The following is an 18,585-nucleotide window of genomic DNA, read 5'->3' as shown; positions in this document are numbered from 1 at the left end:
ATCAATGCGTTATACAGTGAAACGCTCGACGCTGGCCACAGTGGTGGGTTTGTCCACCCTGATGCTGCTGTCAGCTTGCTCCAGCGATCAGCGTTATAAGCGCCAGGTCAGCGGTGATGAATCTTACCTGCAGGCGCCTGAACTGCATGATTTAAACGCCCCGGCGGGGATGATTCTGCCTTTGCAGAATGGTGATTATGATGTGCCGCACGCCGTTGCCAAAGGCACGGTGGGTAAAGAGCTGGACATCCGTCCTCCTGCCCAGCCGCTGGCGTTGATGAACGGTACGCGCGCGCAGTTCACCGGCAATACTGGCGTGCTGGCGGTGGAAAGCAGCCGTGGTTCCATCTGGTCTCAGGTGGTGAACGTGGTGCAGTCGTACAAATTCCCGATTGCCCAACGTGATGATGCTACACAGCAGCTGACCACCGATTGGGTGCAGTGGAACCGTGCGGATGAAGACAATCAGTATCGTGGTCGTTACCAGATTAGCGTGCAGAACCAGGGCTATCAGCAGGTGCTGACGGTTCGTCTGTTGGAACTGCAACAACAAGGCAAAACGGTCACCTCCTCGGTCCAGACCCAGCGCTATACCGCGCAGATGCTGAACGACATCAGTACTGGCATGGATAAGATTGATTCTGCGGCTCAGGACGCTGCTGCCGGACGTGGCGTTGGACAGATTGCAGTCCAGAGCGGCGCTGATGACACTGGCCTGCCGCTGTTGATTCTGCGTTCACCGTTCAACCTGACCTGGCAGCGCCTGCCGGCAGCGCTGAAACGCGCGGGCATGGAAGTGACCGACAGCAACCGCTCGCAGGGCAGCCTGAACGTCACCTACAAGCAGCCGGGCAGCGGTGCATGGGATGACATCGGTGCGAAAGATCCGGGCTTACCGAACGGCGATTACAAATTGCAGGTCGGCGATCTCGATAACCGCAGCAGTCTGCAGTTCATTGATCCTAAAGGTCACGTGCTGACTCAGTCGCAGAATGATGCGCTGGTGGCAGTGATGCAGGGCGCACTGAACAAATAAATTGCCTCAGGCCGGAGAATATCCGGCCTTTTTTTTGAGATTTTGGCATAATAGCGCCCGGCGAGGTAAACGATTGCGTATTGCCGCCGAGCTGCGGGTAACCGCGGCACGAACACGGGTTCTTTCATGTTTGGAGTTAACAAGATGCAAAAGCGAGCTGAGTTGTATCGCGGTAAAGCGAAAACCGTATACAGCACCGACAATCCGGATCTGCTGGTACTTGAATTCCGCAACGATACGTCAGCAGGAGACGGTGCACGAATCGAGCAGTTTGATCGCAAAGGGATGGTGAACAATAAGTTCAATCATTTCATCATGACCAAATTGCAGGAAGCGGGCATTCCGACCCAGATGGAAGCGCTGCTTTCGGATAACGAGGCGCTGGTGAAAAAGCTGGAGATGGTGCCGGTGGAGTGCGTGGTGCGCAACCGTGCGGCAGGATCACTGGTAAAACGTCTGGGCGTGGAAGAGGGCATGCTGCTCAATCCACCGCTGTTTGATCTCTTCCTGAAAGATGACGCCAAACACGACCCGATGGTGAACGAATCTTACTGCGAAACCTTTGGTTGGGTGAGTAAAGAGAATCTGGCGCGCATGCGTGAGCTGACCTACAAAGCCAACGACGTGCTGAGCAAAATGTTTGATGATGCTGGTCTGATTCTGGTTGATTTCAAGCTGGAGTTTGGTCTGTTCAAAGGCGAAGTGGTACTTGGCGATGAGTTCTCACCGGACGGCGCACGTCTGTGGGACAAAGAAACCATGGACAAAATGGACAAAGACCGTTTCCGCCAGAGTCTGGGTGGCCTGATCGAAGCCTATGAAGAAGTGGCACACCGCCTGGGTGTGAAACTGGATTAATCGGTAGCCGCACTGGCGGCACCTGTTATCGTAGCGGTGCGATTTATCGCGCCGTTTTTTTATGTGTCGCATTCCAAACAGCACGCGCTGGTACTTCCCCCTGCCGCCATCTAAAATCATGCAAAGCCAATGTTGATCAAATCAGGAGCATGCCATGCGCTGGCAGGGACGTCGCGAAAGCGACAATGTAGAAGACAGACGCGACCAGTCGCCGGGCTATGGCGGCGGCCGACAGATCCGGCTGCCGCGCGGTAAAGGCGGCATCATCTTATTAATTATCGTGGCGGTAGCCGGTTATTACGGTTATGACCTGACGGCATTGCTGGAGGGTGGTGGCAACCTGACACCGACCACCCAGCAACAACAGCGCCAGGCCAAACCGGCACAGGATGAGGCGGCTAAATTCACCTCGGTGATCCTCGCCACCACCGAAGACACCTGGGACAAATTGTTCACCCAGATGGGCAAACAATACGTTCCACCAAAATTGGTGATGTATCGCGGTGCCACGCGTACCGGCTGCGGCACCGGTCAGTCGGTGATGGGACCGTTCTACTGCCCGGCCGATCAAACGGTGTATATCGACTTGTCGTTTTACGATGACATGAAAACCAAGCTCGGCGCGGGCGGTGATTTTGCCCAGGGCTACGTTATTGCGCATGAAGTCGGCCATCATGTGCAGAAATTGCTGGGTATCGAACCTAAAGTGCGCCAGATGCAGCAGGGGGCCAGCGAGGCACAGGTTAATCATCTGTCGGTGAAGATGGAACTTCAGGCCGACTGTTTTGCCGGTGTCTGGGGCCATTATATGCAGCAACAAAATATCCTCGAAGTGGGGGATTTGCAGGAAGCACTGAACGCCGCTGAGGCGATCGGTGATGATCGCCTGCAACAAAAAAGCCAGGGGCGGGTGGTGCCGGACAGTTTTACCCATGGTACATCGCAGCAACGTTATACCTGGTTCAAACAGGGATTCGACAGTGGTAATCCGGGGCAATGCAACACCTTTGCCAGCAAAGGATGAACCTGGTTGAAGTCAGCACGGCGATGCAGCAGGCGGGCATTCGCCGATTATGTGTGATCAGCGGCAGCAGTGCGTGGACGCGCCAGCAGGCCGAGGTATGGCGCAGCGCCTTAGCGGGTGACTGGCTGACTATCAGCGAACAAACCGATCTCTCCGTAACACCACACGCGCCCGCAGCGCTGCGCACGTTATTGGGGCGGGAATTCCAGCATGCCATTTTTGATGCACGCGAAGGGTTCCATGTTGAAGCCTTTGCTGCGCTGGCAGGTACCCTCAAAGCGGGCAGTTGGTTGTTATTGCTGACGCCGCCGTGGCAGACATGGGCCAGCCTGCCTGATGCCGACAGCCTGCGTTGGGCGGATGTCTCCGTACCTGTCGCCACGCCACATTTCACCCGTCAGCTGCAACAGGGATTACTTGATGATCCTCATGTGACGTTGCTGCGTGCAGATCATCCCGTGCGTGAACCGGAGGCGGTTGCCTGGCCCGACTGGCATTGCCAGGCACCGCAGCAACAGCAACGTATCCTGCAACAACTGCTGACCATGCCCGCCGGAGTGGCGGTGATCACCGCCGCGCGTGGGCGTGGCAAATCGGCGCTGGCTGGCATGCTGGCACGGGAGAATCGTCACTGTCTCGTCACTGCCCCGGCGAAAGTCTCCACCGATGTGCTGGCCCAATTTGCCGCTGAACATTTTCAGTTTATCGCCCCAGATGCGTTACTGGCGCTCGATCCTCCCCCGCAGGCGGAATGGCTGATTATCGATGAAGCCGCAGCGATTCCTGCACCGCTTCTGGCGCAGCTGGTCGCGCGTTTTCCCCGCGTGTTGATGACGACCACGGTACAGGGTTATGAAGGCACCGGACGCGGATTCATGCTGCGCTTCTGCGCCTCGTTGCCAGATGTGCATTATTTCGCGCTGGACGAGCCGCTGCGCTGGTCAGCATACGACCCGTTAGAAACGTGGTTAAGTCATGCCTTGTTATTTGAGGATGCGCAGGAGAGTGCACCTCCGTCTGAAATCACGCTGTTTCCGGCCTCGCCGCAACGCCATTCCGCTGCCCTGGCCGCAGGTTATCGCCTGTTAGCCAGCGCCCACTATCGTACTTCGCCGCTCGACCTGCGGCGAATGCTGGATGCGCCCGGCCAGCATTTCTGGCTGGCGGGCGCGCAGGACAACGTGCAGGGGGCGTTGTGGCTGGTGGAGGAAGGGGGGCTGGAATCGACGCTGGCGTGGTCGGTATGGGCGGGGTTGCGTCGTCCACGGGGTAACCTGGTGGCACAATCGCTGGCAGCTCATGCAGGTTTCGTCGAGGCTGCGACCTTGCGATCCCAACGCATCAGCCGTATCGCGGTGATGGCGGCGCAACGGCAGCATGGTATTGGTACGTCGCTGGTGGCGAAGGCCCGCCAGCAGGCACAGGGCTACGACTATCTCTCAGTGAGTTTTGGCTACACTGAGGCATTATGGCATTTCTGGCAGCGCTGTGGTTTCACCCTGGTACGTATCGGTTCGCAACGTGAAGCCAGCAGTGGATGTTACGCCGCCATGGCGATACTGGCACTCACGCCAGCGGGCGAGGCATTGCAACAACAGGCGGCACAGCGATTGGCGCGTGACTGGCCCTGGCTGCAACAGTTAATTGAACTGGATCTGCCGTTGGAGCAGGGTAGCGCGCAGCAACTCAATGATGATGATCTGGCGCTGCTGGCTGGTTTTGCCTGGGCACAACGTCCCTGGGAAGCCAGCTATGCCGCTTTGCAGCGCCTGGTCCGGCAGCACCCACAGCCGTTGTTAGACGCCATACTTACGCAAAAACAACCGCTGAGTCAGGCGGGGAATGGCGGACGCAAAGCCTTGATTGCTCAGCTCCGTGCTGAAGTGGCCCAGGCGTTACGAGTGCGGGATACCGCGCTCGCAGACAGCTGGCAACAACGCCTTGCGTCATTGCAATAAATCCATTATCTCATTCAAATTTTCCCAATATCACTGCGCTGACAGCGGCGTATAGTGATTGGAGGAGGATATTATGGCACTACATTATGTGATTGTTCAGCAACCGAGTACCGACCCCGCGCAGCTGTTTTTGCTGTACCACGGAGTCAACGATAACCCGGACTCGATGGCGCAGATCGGCAGTTGGTTTGCGCGTGCCTTCCCGCAAGCGCAGGTGGTGGCAGTGGGCGCGCCCTTGCCCGGCAGCATACCGCAGGGGCGTAAATGGTTTGCCGAAATCCCGGCGCACGATCGTTCTGAACAGCAGGGCGTGAATGCGGCGATGCCGGAATTTATTGAATCGGTGCGCCACTGGCAGCAACAAAGTGGTGTACGGCCGGAGGCCACGGCGCTGATTGGTTTCTCGCAGGGCAGTACGATGGTGCTGGAAGGTGTGAAGGCTCAGCCGGATCTGGCCGGGCGCGTGGTGGCGTTCAGCGGGCGCTACGCGACGTTACCGGAACAGGCCAGCACCCGTACCACCATCCATCTGATTCACGGCGAGTATGATGATCAGATCCCGATGCACCATGCTGAGGAAGCGGCACAGCGTTTAACCGCGCTGGGTGGCGACGTTACGTTGGATATTGTGGAGGATTTACCGCATGCGATTGACGATCGCAGTATGGAGCTGGCGTTGAATCATCTGCGCTATACCGTGCCGCGCCGTTACTTTGACGAAGCCTTGAGCGGGGCGAAACCCGGCGATGATGATGTGGTGATGATGGTGTAACCAACTGCCCTGTAGCGGCGCGATTTATCGCGCGGTCCTGTGCGTGATGCGGGAAAAACCCGCGCGGTAAATCGCGCCGCTACGTCAGTGCCAGCTGTTATTTTTTCTTTGGCCAGTCATCGTCATCGTCCCACTTATCGTTGAAGTCACGATGTGGTGGCAGATCCGGTTTGTTTTCCAGAAATTTTTTATGATCGATACGTTTCAGGTCTTTATAGACGTTCATCAAAATACCGACCATCAGCAGGATCACCAGGATCCACCAATACTCTTTCAACCATTCCATTTGCCCGCTCCTTATGCGTATTGTCAGGCGATCAGCTGTTCCATGATGCGCTGATACATGCGGCTCAGCATCTGCAAATCTGACGCCTTCACGCATTCATTGATTTTATGAATGGTGGCGTTCACCGGGCCAAGCTCCACCACCTGTGCGCCCATACGAGCGATAAAACGTCCGTCGGAGGTGCCGCCGGTGGTCAGCAACTGCGGCTTGATTTCATTATAGTGCGCTACCGCGTTCACCACGGCATCCACCAGCTTGCCACGAGAAGTCAGGAAAGGTTGGCCGGAAAGATTCCACTCCAGCGTGTAGCGCAACTGGTGGCGATCCAGCAGGGCGGCCACGCGCTCACGGATCATCTGGTCGGTCAGTTCGGTGCTAAAGCGGAAGTTGAACTGGACGAAAAATTCGCCGGGAATCACGTTATTGCTGCCGGTGCCTGCCTTGACGTTGGCAATCTGCATGCTGGTAGGCGGGAAGAATTCATTGCCCTGATCCCACTCGGTGGCTACCAGTTCATTTAACGCCGGCATGGCGCGATGCACCGGGTTCTCCGCCAGGTGCGGGTAAGCCACGTGACCCTGCACGCCATGAATGGTCAGGTTAGCGGTGATGGAGCCGCGACGACCGTTTTTCACCACGTCACCGACCACTTCGGTACTGGATGGCTCGCCCACCAGGCAGTAATCCATGCGTTCATTGCGCGCCATCAGACGTTCGACCACCTTCACCGTGCCGTTGGTGGCGCTGGCTTCTTCATCGGAAGTGATCAGAAAGGCCAGCCGACCTTTATGATTGGGATGGGCTGCGACAAAGCGTTCCGCTGCAACTACCATCGCGGCCAGCGATCCTTTCATGTCAGCGGCACCACGGCCAAACAGCATGCCATCACGAATGGTGGGTTCGAATGGCGGGTTGATCCAACGGTTGGCATCACCGGGCGGCACCACATCGGTGTGACCGGCAAATGCCAGGGTCTCACCCTGACCACGCGTTGCCCAGAAGTTAAGGGTATCGCCAATGTGCATTGGCTCCACCTGGAAGCCAATCGCTTCCAGTCGGGCAATCAGCAGCGCCTGACAACCCGCATCATCCGGGCTGAGGGAAGGGCGGCGAATCAGCTGCTGAGCCAGCTCAATAACCGGACAGAACATGTTATGACTTCTCCTGGATAAACGCGTGATAAAGGGATTCATTAAAGCCAACCAGCAGGTCGCCATTGGTTGCCGCCAGCACCGGGCGTTTGATAATGGCAGGCTGCGCCAGCATGATGGCTTTGGCGCTGTCAGCATCCTGTACCGCTGCGCGTTCTGCTTCGGGCAGCTTGCGCCAGGTGGTGCCGCGGGTATTGAGCAACGGCTCATAGCCAAGCTGATCGATAAACGATTGCAACAGCGCATCATCCACGCCATCTATCCGGTAATCATGGAAGCGATAATCGATACCGGAAGCCTCTAAATATCGGCGGGCTTTTTTAATGGTGTCACAATTTTTAATGCCGTAGAGCTGGAACATAGTATTTGACTACTCTTTTAGCGTGAAGATGGATTGCGTGGTCGGCCAGGGATTGTAACAAGGTTGCCAGACGGGATAACAGCGATCTCGTATCCTCGCTGGCAATTAAGCGTTGGCCCGCTATTGTATAAAGATAATAACTATCAAATCGTTTGATCTAAATGAGTATTACCTATCAATTGAGGTGTTTTAATCTAGTCACAAATTAAAAAAGCGGAGAGCAACATGAGCAATTCAAACGAAACAAACCCGACAGCTGCCAAATGCCCCTTTCATCAGGGCGCAGAGTTGCCTGCTGCGGGCGGTGGAACCAACAATCGTGACTGGTGGCCCAAGCAGTTACGCGTCGATTTACTGAATCAGCATTCCAATCGTTCGAATCCCCTCGGTGAAGACTTCAATTATCGCGAAGCTTTTAGCCAGCTTGACTACTTTGCCTTGAAAGCCGATCTGAAAGCGCTGCTCACCGACTCCCAACCCTGGTGGCCTGCCGACTGGGGCAACTATGCCGGTTTATTTATTCGTATGGCCTGGCATAGCGCGGGGACCTACCGTATGACTGACGGTCGCGGTGGTTCTGGTCGCGGTCAGCAGCGCTTTTCGCCGTTGAACTCCTGGCCGGACAACGTCAGCCTGGATAAAGCGCGTCGCCTGCTGTGGCCGGTGAAACAAAAATACGGCCAGAAAATTTCCTGGGCTGATCTCTATATCCTCGCGGGTAACGTGGCGCTGGAAAATGCCGGTTTCCGTACCTTTGGTTTTGGTGCAGGTCGTGCAGACGTTTGGGAGCCGGATCAGGATGTGAACTGGGGTGATGAGAAAGCCTGGCTGACTCACCGCCATCCGGAAGCGCTGGCGAAAAATCCACTCTCCGCTACCGAAATGGGTCTGATTTACGTTAATCCGGAAGGTCCGAACGCCAGCGGTGATCCGGCCTCGGCGGCCCCGGCTATCCGTGCCACCTTCGGCAATATGGGTATGGACGATGAAGAAACCGTGGCGCTGATCGCCGGTGGACATACGTTGGGTAAAACCCACGGTGCCGGTGCGGCCAGTCACGTGGGGGCCGAACCGGAAGCCGCAGGATTAGAAGCGCAAGGCTTTGGCTGGCAAAGCAGCTACAACAGCGGTGTCGGCGCGGATGCCATTACTTCTGGCCTCGAAGTGGTCTGGACGCAAACCCCGACCCAGTGGAGCAATTACTTCTTTGAGAACCTGTTCAAATATGAATGGGTGAAAACCCACAGCCCGGCAGGCGCGATTCAGTACGAAGCGGTGGATGGACCGGACATCATTCCTGATCCGTTTGATCCGGCGAAAAAACGTAAGCCGACCATGCTGGTGACCGACCTGACGCTGCGTTTTGATCCGGAATTCGAGAAGATTTCACGTCGATTCCTGAACAATCCGCAGGCGTTTAATGAAGCCTTTGCCCGGGCGTGGTTCAAGCTGACGCACCGTGATATGGGGCCGATTGCACGCTACTTAGGCCCGGAAGTACCGAAGGAAGCGCTGATCTGGCAAGATCCGCTGCCGAATCCGTCACACAATCCGACCGCAACGGATATCGATAACCTGAAAACAGCGATTGCGGATGCCGGTCTGTCGGTGGGCGAGTTGGTTGCCGTGGCCTGGGCTTCTGCCTCGACCTTCCGTGGTGGCGATAAACGTGGCGGTGCCAATGGTGCGCGCCTGGCCTTAGCGCCACAGAACAGCTGGGAAGTGAATGCCGGTATCCAGCCTGCGCTGGCGAAGCTGAAAGCCATTCAGCAGGCTTCCGGTAAAGCCTCGCTGGCCGATGTGATTGTGCTGGCGGGCGTGGTGGGTATTGAGCAGGCCGCGCAGGCAGCCAATGTTGCGGTTAAAGTCCCGTTCACGGCCGGTCGTGTCGATGCGACCCAGGAACAGACCGATGTCGAGGCGTTTGCGTTGCTGGAGCCGGGCTATGATGGCTTCCGTAACTATCAGCGTGCCGGTACTACGCAGGAGGCGGAAACGCAGCTGATTGATAAAGCGCAGCAACTGACCCTGACCGCGCCGGAGTTGACGGCGCTGGTGGGCGGCTTGCGTGTGCTGGGTGCCAACGTTGATGGCAGCGAACACGGGGTGTTCACCGCTAACAAAGGCGTGCTGAGCAATGATTTCTTCGTCAATTTGCTCGACATGGGGACCGAATGGAAAGCGGTGGATCAGGCGAAAGGTCTGTATGAAGGACGTGACCGTAGCAGCGGTGTCGTCAAATACAGCGCCACCCGTGCTGACCTGGTATTTGGTTCTAACGCGATTCTGCGCGCGTTGGCGGAAGTGTATGGCAGCAGCGATGGTCGTGAGAAGCTGGTGCATGACTTCGTGGCTGCATGGACCAAAGTGATGAACCTGGATCGTTTCTAAAGCCTGAATCAGACTTCCGGGGCCACCCGGAAGTCTGATGTTTATTGGTTTGTAGCGGCGCGATTTATCGCGCTGTTTTTGTTTCCACCCTCCCTCGCGCGATAAATCGCACCGCTACCCATCAGGACAAATTTAGTACCAGTAACCGCTTTCATTAACGTCCTGAATAGTTCCCCTTAGTACCATAAGCATGATCAGAATTATCCTAAGCGAAAAGATCTGCTACGCCTTGTCACCAGGAAATTTCTCCCGTTACGTTAGGGGTTTGCTGAAATGTGCGTCAGTACGCATTTTGAGCAAATTAACGCTTTTGCCTGCTTTTGCCGATACAGATAACAGGTGGAAACGTATTCACCTGTAGAAAAAAACGGCGTATTATCGCCAGCACAATAAGAGAGGGTATTATGGTTGACACTGAACTGGGGAACTGGAAAGAATTTATTGACGCGATGTTACGTAAGTAATACGTGAAGAGAAAAGCAGGGCAAATCCCCAACTTGCTGTAATTCTTACCAAACATAAATTAAGGCAGCCAACGGCTGCCTTAATTTTTTGCCCGTAGCCGCGCGATTTATTGCGCGGGTTTTCAATCAATCATGCGGCTTCTCTTTTAGCGGGAAGCGGCGGCGTACCAACACGAAGAACAACGGTACAAAGAAGATCGCCAACACCGTCGCCGAGATCATCCCACCCATCACGCCGGTCCCCACCGCATGCTGGCTACCGGAACCCGCTCCCGCGCTGATCGCCATCGGTAGCACACCGAAGATAAACGCCAGCGATGTCATCAGGATGGGACGCAGGCGCTGGCGTGAGGCTTCCAGCGTCGCGTCAATCAGTTCGCGTCCTTTGCTGTTGATCTCATTGGCAAATTCTACAATCAGAATGGCGTTCTTCGCCGACAGACCAATCACCGTCAGTAGCCCGACCTGGAAATAGACGTCGTTTTCCAGCCCACGCAGCCAGGTGGCAATCAACGCCCCCACCACGCCCAGCGGCACCACCAGCATCACTGAGAACGGGATCGACCAGCTTTCATACAGCGCTGCCAGGCTCAGGAACACCACCAGCAACGAGATGGCATACAGCGCCGGGGCCTGCGAACCGGAGAGCCGTTCCTGATACGAGGCACCGGTCCACTGGAAGCCGATGCCCAAAGGCAACTGACTGACCAGCTTCTCCATCGCATCCATTGCTGTCCCGCTGCTGACGCCATTCGCCGCTTCACCGACAATTTCCAGCGAGGAATAACCGTTGTAACGCTCCAGTCGTGGTGAGCCAACTTCCCAGCGGCTGGTGGCGAAGGCGGAGAAAGGCACCATGGTGCCGCTGCTATTACGCACGTACCATTTATTGATGTCGTCAGGCAGCATGCGATATTCCGGAGCGGCCTGCACATAGACTTTTTTCACGCGGCCACGGTCGATAAAGTCATTCACATAGGTTGAACCCCAGGCGGTGGTCAGGGTGTCATTGATGGTATCTACCGACACGCCCAATGCCTGCGCTTTTCGCTGGTCAACATCAATCTGCAACTGCGGACTGTCGTCCAGACCATTATGGCGCACGCGTGACAACGCCGGATCGTGCGCCGCAGCATCCAGTAATTTATCGCGCATGGCCATCAATGCCGTATGACCAATACCACCATGATCCTGTATTTCGAGGTCAAAGCCTGAAGAACTGCCCAGACCGGTAATCGCCGGTGGGCTGCTGGCGATCACGCGAGCTTCTCTGATTTTTTGAAAGGCTTTGGTCGCACGGTCGATGATGGCAAAGGAGGTACGGTTGGCACCGGGGCGTTCTTCCCAATCTTTCAGGCGGATAAACATACGGGCCACGTTTTGTCCGTTACCGCCAGGGCCCGCACCAATGGTAGAAAACACCGACAAGACGTTATCTTTCTCGGCGGTCATATAATAATTTTCTACCTTTGCTACCACGTTAGAGGTTTGTTGCAGCGTGGAACCTGCCGGGAGTTGCACCTGCGTCAGAAACACGCCTCGGTCTTCCTGGGGTAGAAACGAGGTTGGCAGGCGGATAAACATAAAGGCCATCAGACCAATAATGGCCAGATAGAGCAGCATCCAACGGCCGCTTTTTACCAGAATACGCGCCACGCCACGCTCATAACGTGCGGCATTGGCGTTGAAATGCCGGTTGAACCAGCCAAAGAAGCCACGCCGACCATGATGCTGGCCTTTTTCGAGTGGTTTAAGCAGGGTGGCACAGAGCGCGGGAGTCAGGATCAACGCCACCAACACCGACAGAATCATGGCGGAGACAATGGTGATAGAGAACTGGCGGTAGATGGCACCCACCGTACCGCCGAAGAACGCCATCGGCACAAACACTGCCGAAAGTACTAACGCGATACCGACCAGTGCGCCCTGAATCTGTCCCATTGATTTCCGGGTGGCGGCGCGTGGTGAAAGTCCTTCCTCGCTCATCAGACGTTCGACGTTTTCTACCACCACGATGGCGTCGTCCACCAGCAGACCAATCGCCAGTACTGTGGCGAACATGGTCAGGGTATTGATGCTGTAGCCACAGGCATAGAGCACCGCAAAGGTGCCAAGTAACACCACGGGCACGGCAATGGTGGGGATCAGCGTGGCGCGGAAGTTCTGCATAAACAGATACATCACCAGGAACACCAGCAGGATGGCTTCCAGTAATGTTTTCACCACGTCGGTAATGGAGGCTTTGACAAACGGCGTGGTTTCATAAGCGACTTTCGCTTCCAGCCCGTGCGGAAAATATTGCGACAACTCGGCAACGCGGGCGCGCACCAGCTTGTCGGTATTCATCTCGTTGGCACCGGAGGCCAGTTTGATGCCAAGGCCGGAGGCCGGCTGGCCATTGTAGCGGCTGAGATAGTCATATTTCTCTGCACCCATCGCCACATCGGCGACATCGCCCACCGTTACCACCGAGCCATCGCTATTGGTTTTCAGCGTGATGGCCTTGAACTGTTCCGGGGTTTGCAGCATTGACTGGGCATTGACCGTGGCATTCAGCGCCTGTTTCTCCACTGAGGGTAATCCCCCCAATTGACCAACCGCCACCTGGGCGTTCTGCGATTCAATGGCGCTGACAACATCGTCGGTGGTCAACGCATAGGCGTTCAGCTTGTTGGGATCGAGCCAGATACGCATGGAATATTGCGAACCGTAGGCATCGACTTCACCTACGCCATCAATACGGCTGAGGGGATCCTCAATGTTACTGGCGACATAATCTGAAATATCCTGTTTGTCCATACTTCCGTCGGTAGAAACAAACGCAATCATCAGAATGTTACTGTCACCGGTCTTATTGACGGTCACTCCCTGGGACTGCACCGCTGAGGGCAATTGACGCAGTGCGGTCTGTAACTGATTCTGCACCTGTTGGCGCGCTTCGTCTGGATCGGTGCCTGCGGTGAAGGTGAGGGTGATTTGTGCCTGACCAGTGTTACTGCTGTTCGAGGACATGTACATCAGGTTATCGATGCCGGTCATGTTCTGCTCGATTACCTGGGTGACGGTATTTTCCAGCGTTTCTGCTGAGGCACCGGGATAGTTGGCGGTAATGCGCACATTTGGCGGCGCGAGGTCGGGGTATTGCTCAATCGGCAGCGAGATGATCGCCAGCGTGCCGCATAAGCAAAGCAAAATCGCCAGAACCCAGGCAAAAATGGGGCGGTCGATAAAAAAATTCGACATGGAACCGACACTCCTCAGCTGCGTGTTTTTTACTTTTATTATCAGAAGCGTGAACCCATGGGGGTTCACGCTGGCGGAGGGATGTGTGCTATCTCGGGGAATCTCCTGCCGCAGCCTACTCTACGCGGCGCAAATTAGATAATCGTGGAGAAATTATGGAGAAAGTGTAAATATCCCGACGATTTTATGTGATGTGCTAGACATTGCGACTCTCCAGCCACAGGACCGTTGCGGCCACGCGTGAACGTACGTCCAATTTTCGCAATAGATTGCGAATATGTACTTTCACCGTCTCTTCGGAGATATGTAGCGTCGTGGCGATCTCTTTATTCGACAAACCGCGAGCCACCTCCTGCAACACATCCAGTTCGCGTTCGGTTAACTGCCGGAAGGGATTGGAGCTGTGCGGTCGATTGGCGAGATACTCCTCGACCACCTCACTGAACACCGTCTCACCCTGCGCACCGGACAATATTTGTTGCAGCAATTGCTCCGGTTCGCTGTCCTTCAGCAAATAGCCATCGGCACCGGCATCAATCATGGCATAGATATCACTGCGGGCGTCGGAAACGGTCAGCACCAGAATGCGGGCGGAGATCTCCTCGTGACGCAATGCTTTTAGCGTATCCAGCCCGGACATGCCTTTCATATTCAGGTCGAGCAGAATGACATCCGGTGACAGACGACGGGCCTCGGCCAGCGCTTCCGTCCCATTATTGGCCTCCGCCACCACCTGAAGCCGGGGTTCCAGCGCCAGCAACTGGCGAATACCACGGCGCATCAGGGGATGGTCATCTACTATCATGATTGTCAGTTTTGGCTGGTCCATATTCTCTCCAATAAACAGTCCATGTATCGCGTTATTCCAGCAGCCAGGTCGGGCGTGGCGGAAAACGTAACGTCACTCGCGTGCCGCGTGCCTGCGGGGTAATCAGCAGCGTGCCGGAAAGGCGTGCTGCGCGTTCTGCCATAATCGTCAGGCCATAATGACCCGGCGGTTCTTCCGTGCTGCGAATGCCAATACCGTCATCTTCGATGGTTAAAAGATGATCCTCCTCAGCGACACGCTGATAGCAAATAGTAATCTGCTGCGCGCCGGCATGGCGGATGGCGTTCAGTAACGCCTCGCGCGCAATCTGCAACACGTGTACCTGTTGCTGCGCATCAAGGCTTTGCAGTCCTGGCTGATAGTTAAACTGGATCGCCGCCTGGGATTGCTCCTGTAAAGGTACGATCATTGCCTGCATCGCCGCCACCAAATCTGCCTGCTCAATGGTCAGGCGGAAGGTGGTCAGCAACTCACGGAGCTGCTGATAGGCTTCCGCCAGCGCTCGGTCAAACTCGCTGATAATACTTTGCGCCTCCAACTGGCTGCCATCGACCGTGCGTCGCAGTAGAGTAAGCTGAATGCGTAAAAAGGAGAGTGACTGCGCCAGCGAATCGTGAAGTTCACGGGCGATGGTGGCGCGTTCTTCAATCAACAGCATCTGTTGATACTGCTTCTGTGTCTGCCAGACCCACAGGGCGCGTGCCAGCATATTGGCCAGGCTTTGCATCAACTCCCCAGAGGAGACGGGGTGCGGCGATTGCCAACGCAACTCGCCGAAGGGCTGATCATCCTGGCGCAATGTCAGGCGCTGCCAGGGAAGGTTCGCATCACTGTTGCCTGCCAGGAATGTCTGGTTTTCACTCTCCAGCACCACCACGTTGAAACCCTCGCGCAGTTTGAGTTGCTCGAGCAACCCCTGAAAAACATCGGGATTGAGGGCGCTACTGGTCAGCATTTGCGAGCTTTCATACAGCAACGACAGGGTGCGGTTCGCCTGGGTCAGGCTTTCGGTCTTCTCCTGCACGGCATCTTCCAGCAGGCGATAGTGTGATTGTAGTCTGGCTGCCATCGCCGTGAAAGCATGGGCCAGCACACCAAGTTCGTTGGGTTGTTTCATGGGCAGCGGTGGAAAACTGAATCGGGTTTGTTCTACGTATTGGCTCGCGGTGACCAGCGAGTTGAGTGGCCCCACCACGTTGCTGCGCAAAAAGCGAATGGTCCACAGTGCCAGCCCAACAATCGCCAGAAAACCAAACAGGCTGCAGGCAACCACCAGATGCATTTTTAGCTCGGCATAATGCTGCACGGCCAACACGAAACGATTAATTTCACTGACGTAACTGGCGACTTGCTGCTGGTAAACCTGGGCATTTTCCGTTTGTAACCGCTGCTCTAATTCCGGCCAGTTATCCCGTAGATAGTGGTAGCGATTTTGCACTTCGACAGGCACCCACGGCCGCTCCAGATTGCTTAATGCCGGGGAATCCAGAGTTTGCTCATATAAACGGATATGATGCGTTAGCTGCTGAGAGTCGCGCGTGCTATCCCAGGCCAGGCGATAAATCTGCATCCGCAGTGAACCGGCGACATTGACTGTCTCCGCATCACGTAAGCTGCTGGAAAGCGTCAGCAACGCCAGTCCGGAGGTGAGCAGCGAAAGCAGAACAATCGCGCTTAGTGCGCGGGCGATAGTGCGTATTACGGGACGTTTAACCATCACGATAAAAACCCTGTTATGAGCGCGGGATTATAGAGCAGCGCTGTCCTGGCGGCGACGTAATCTCGCTACATCAGGTTACTCTTCGCACATAAAGTAACCGCTATTTACATTTCCCAGGATAAATCTGACACCACTGTCGAAAAATTGAACAGTTTTACCGCTTGCGTCATTCCGCTTTGCGCTGGCTGGCTAATACTTTTTGCGTAGGCCATCGGTTTTCCCCACAAGATAACAGGAGCATCCCATGAAGACTCGATACGCTGTTCTGGCTGGTGCACTGCTAGCCGCAGCAAGTTTTAGTTCGCTGGCCGCGACAGCGTTAAACGCGGAACAAGCACAAAATATGCAAAGTATGGGCAGCGTCTCGGTGAGTGGTGTCAGTGGCTCACTGGACGATGCGACTCGTCAGCTGTCACTGAAAGCACAAGAGCAGGGTGCCAGCCATTACCGCATCATCGGTGTACAAAATCCGGGCGACTCAAGTCTATGGAGTGGTACTGCCGAGATTTATCGTTAATTCCCCGATTTTTTCCTGCCGCAATGTTAACCGGTCAGCACCCCTGGCCGGTTTTTTTGTGCACTGAGAAGGATTATCTCGATTCATTCTGTGCAATCTGGCGGTATATTTTGCTTCGTTCTTGCAGAACGGGTAGGATTCATCGCCGTAATTTCCCGGATCGCTGCGCGACATCGTTCCGCCGCCTGCAACCGGGGTTTTACCCCATTTCGCACCGTGCTACGCAAACGTTTGGTAAGCCGGTGATTGATGGTCAGGATAAACAGGAAAGCTATGAAACCTACTAAAAAAACCGCGGCCGAACAACGCGCTGCGAAACGACGCTGGCTTAATTCCCACGACACCGGTTACCAGAAAGCCATGGGTAACCGTCAGGTTCAAATGATCGCCATCGGCGGTGCTATTGGTACGGGGCTGTTTTTAGGCGCTGGTGCGCGCCTACAGATGGCAGGCCCGGCTCTGGCATTGGTCTATCTGGTGTGCGGTATCTTCTCCTTCTTCATTCTGCGTGCGTTGGGCGAGCTGGTGTTACATCGTCCTTCCAGCGGCAGCTTTGTCTCCTATGCACGTGAATTCCTTGGTGAAAAAGCGTCATATGTCGCGGGCTGGATGTACTTTGTTAACTGGGCAATGACCGGTATCGTCGATATCACCGCCGTTGCGCTGTATATGCATTACTGGGGTGCGTTTGGCGACGTACCACAGTGGGTGTTTGCCCTTGGCGCACTGGCCATTGTCGGCACCATGAACATGATCGGTGTGAAGTGGTTTGCCGAGATGGAATTTTGGTTTGCGCTGATCAAAGTGCTGGCCATTGTGGTGTTCCTGGTGGTCGGCGTAGTGTTCCTCGGCAGCGGTAAGCCGCTGGACGGTAACGCTACCGGCTTCCACCTGATAACCGATAACGGCGGCTTGTTTCCGCATGGTCTGTTGCCTGCCCTGGTGCTGGTGCAAGGGGTGGTGTTTGCCTTTGCCTCGATCGAGTTAGTGGGCACGGCGGCGGGGGAGTGTAAAGACCCGAAAACCATGCTGCCAAAAGCGATCAACAGCGTGATTTGGCGTATCGGCCTGTTTTACGTCGGTTCGGTGGTGCTGTTGGTGCTGCTGTTGCCGTGGAATGCCTATCAGGCCGGGCAGAGTCCGTTCGTGACCTTCTTCTCTAAACTGGGTGTGCCTTACATCGGCAGCGTGATGAATATCGTGGTGCTGAGTGCAGCGTTGTCCAGCCTGAACTCAGGGCTGTACTCCACCGGGCGTATTCTGCGTTCGATGTCGATGGGCGGTTCTGCACCGAAGTTTATGTCGAAGATGAGCGGCCAACAGGTGCCGTTTGCCGGTATCCTGGTCACTATCGCGGTTTATGTGGTGGGTGTGGTGCTGAACTACTACGTACCGTCGCAGGTGTTTGAGATCGTCCTCAACGTGGCGTCGCTGGGCATCATCTCTTCGTGGGGCTTTATCGTGGTTTGCCAGATGCGTCTGCGTAAAGCCATCAAAGAAGGCAAAGCGGAAGATGTCAGCTTCAAACTGCCGTGGGCGCCGGTCACCTCATGGTTGACGTTGCTATTTCTGGTGAGCGTGCTGGTGCTGATGGCGTTTGACTACCCGAACGGCACCTATACTATCGCTTCCATCCCGCTGATTGCCGTGGTACTGGTGCTGGGTTGGTTCGGCGTGCGTAAGCGTGTGCACGAAGAAGCAATGAAAGAGCATGAACACCATCAGATTGACGATCAGGACGACGCACCGCGTATCCTGGCGGAAGATTCTTCACGCTAAGCGCTAATGATGCGTTATCACGAGGCCGTCTCACCGACGGCCTTTTTTTTGTTTTTAGCTGCCGTAACGCCGCGTTTTTTCTTGCATCAAGACCCGTCTGATCATCACTCGCTCCTCCCTTGATCCCACTCCGGGAATTACTCCTTTCGGGTGATATAGCCCTCCATTGTGTCAGGTTATTTTAAACCCTGATTTT

General features: G+C 55.4%; 15 protein-coding genes. 9 read left to right on the top strand and 6 right to left on the bottom strand.

Annotated elements, in window-relative coordinates; all coding sequences use genetic code 11:
• Window positions 1–4: 4 nt before the first annotated feature.
• The 5 genes from bamC to ypfH all read left to right on the top strand — a co-directional run bounded on the left by bamC (window position 5) and on the right by ypfH (window position 5,648).
• A complete protein-coding gene (bamC, locus tag AC6I8W_RS15295) occupies window positions 5–1,036 on the top strand; it encodes an outer membrane protein assembly factor BamC (protein ID WP_497835700.1) in 1,032 nt (343 codons plus the stop codon).
• Window positions 1,037–1,180: 144 nt separating this feature from the next.
• Complete coding sequence (gene purC / locus AC6I8W_RS15290; protein ID WP_013510031.1) at window positions 1,181–1,894, top strand: phosphoribosylaminoimidazolesuccinocarboxamide synthase; 714 nt, start codon at window positions 1,181–1,183, stop codon at window positions 1,892–1,894.
• Window positions 1,895–2,048: 154 nt separating this feature from the next.
• Window positions 2,049–2,918, top strand: coding sequence for a KPN_02809 family neutral zinc metallopeptidase (gene ypfJ, locus AC6I8W_RS15285; RefSeq protein ID WP_497835699.1), 870 nt, complete (start codon window positions 2,049–2,051; stop codon window positions 2,916–2,918).
• Window positions 2,915–4,876 carry a tRNA(Met) cytidine acetyltransferase TmcA gene (locus AC6I8W_RS15280; protein WP_497835698.1) on the top strand — a complete coding sequence of 654 codons (1,962 nt, stop codon included), beginning with the start codon at window positions 2,915–2,917 and terminating at the stop codon, window positions 4,874–4,876. Before ypfJ ends, AC6I8W_RS15280 begins: the two co-directional genes overlap by 4 nt.
• Window positions 4,877–4,949: 73 nt before the next feature.
• Entirely contained in the window at window positions 4,950–5,648 is a 699-nt protein-coding gene (gene ypfH / locus AC6I8W_RS15275) for an esterase (RefSeq protein WP_497835697.1), read from the top strand.
• Between the two features lie 97 nt (window positions 5,649–5,745).
• Here the strand turns inward: ypfH and AC6I8W_RS15270 are convergent, their stop codons facing one another.
• From AC6I8W_RS15270 to AC6I8W_RS15260, 3 genes are read right to left on the bottom strand one after another with little or no spacing between them, the layout of a single operon-like run.
• Window positions 5,746–5,934, bottom strand: a complete 189-nt coding sequence (locus tag AC6I8W_RS15270; RefSeq protein WP_480364858.1) for a YpfN family protein — start codon at window positions 5,932–5,934, stop codon at window positions 5,746–5,748.
• 23 nt (window positions 5,935–5,957) lie between these two features.
• Window positions 5,958–7,085 (bottom strand): succinyl-diaminopimelate desuccinylase, encoded by a 1,128-nt coding sequence (dapE, locus tag AC6I8W_RS15265; protein WP_497835696.1) that lies wholly within the window; start codon window positions 7,083–7,085, stop codon window positions 5,958–5,960.
• A 1-nt stretch (window position 7,086) separates the two neighbouring features.
• Window positions 7,087–7,446, bottom strand: a complete 360-nt coding sequence (locus AC6I8W_RS15260) for an ArsC family reductase (protein WP_497835695.1) — start codon at window positions 7,444–7,446, stop codon at window positions 7,087–7,089.
• Window positions 7,447–7,671: 225 nt separating this feature from the next.
• Here AC6I8W_RS15260 and katG point away from each other — a divergent pair, with 225 nt between their 5' ends.
• Window positions 7,672–9,837, top strand: a complete 2,166-nt coding sequence (gene katG, locus AC6I8W_RS15255) for a catalase/peroxidase HPI (protein ID WP_497835694.1) — start codon at window positions 7,672–7,674, stop codon at window positions 9,835–9,837.
• Between the two features lie 404 nt (window positions 9,838–10,241).
• Window positions 10,242–10,301, top strand: coding sequence for a protein YpfM (ypfM, locus tag AC6I8W_RS15250; protein ID WP_139810981.1), 60 nt, complete (start codon window positions 10,242–10,244; stop codon window positions 10,299–10,301).
• 126 nt (window positions 10,302–10,427) lie between these two features.
• On the opposite strand, the gene acrD is transcribed toward ypfM, so the two are convergent.
• The 3 genes from acrD to narQ form a co-directional block, all read right to left on the bottom strand.
• On the bottom strand, window positions 10,428–13,544 hold the full coding sequence (acrD, locus tag AC6I8W_RS15245; RefSeq protein ID WP_497835693.1) for a multidrug efflux RND transporter permease AcrD: 3,117 nt from the start codon (window positions 13,542–13,544) through the stop codon (window positions 10,428–10,430).
• Window positions 13,545–13,740: 196 nt separating this feature from the next.
• Entirely contained in the window at window positions 13,741–14,373 is a 633-nt protein-coding gene (gene narL, locus AC6I8W_RS15240; protein WP_497835692.1) for a two-component system response regulator NarL, read from the bottom strand.
• A gap of 31 nt (window positions 14,374–14,404) precedes the next feature.
• Complete coding sequence (gene narQ, locus AC6I8W_RS15235) at window positions 14,405–16,093, bottom strand: nitrate/nitrite two-component system sensor histidine kinase NarQ (RefSeq protein WP_497835691.1); 1,689 nt, start codon at window positions 16,091–16,093, stop codon at window positions 14,405–14,407.
• Window positions 16,094–16,337: 244 nt separating this feature from the next.
• On the opposite strand from narQ, the gene AC6I8W_RS15230 reads away from it, so the two are divergent.
• A complete protein-coding gene (locus AC6I8W_RS15230; protein WP_497835690.1) occupies window positions 16,338–16,610 on the top strand; it encodes a YdgH/BhsA/McbA family protein in 273 nt (90 codons plus the stop codon).
• Window positions 16,611–16,883: 273 nt separating this feature from the next.
• Window positions 16,884–18,389: an L-asparagine permease gene (ansP, locus tag AC6I8W_RS15225; protein WP_497835689.1), complete on the top strand. Its 1,506-nt coding sequence runs from the start codon at window positions 16,884–16,886 to the stop codon at window positions 18,387–18,389.
• Window positions 18,390–18,585: the final 196 nt, after the last annotated feature.

This window comes from Pantoea sp. X-Soil-TKNS-1211, assembly GCF_059730495.1.
The sequence above is the reverse complement of the archived record's forward strand: the minus strand, read 5'-3'. Positions and strand labels throughout refer to the sequence as shown.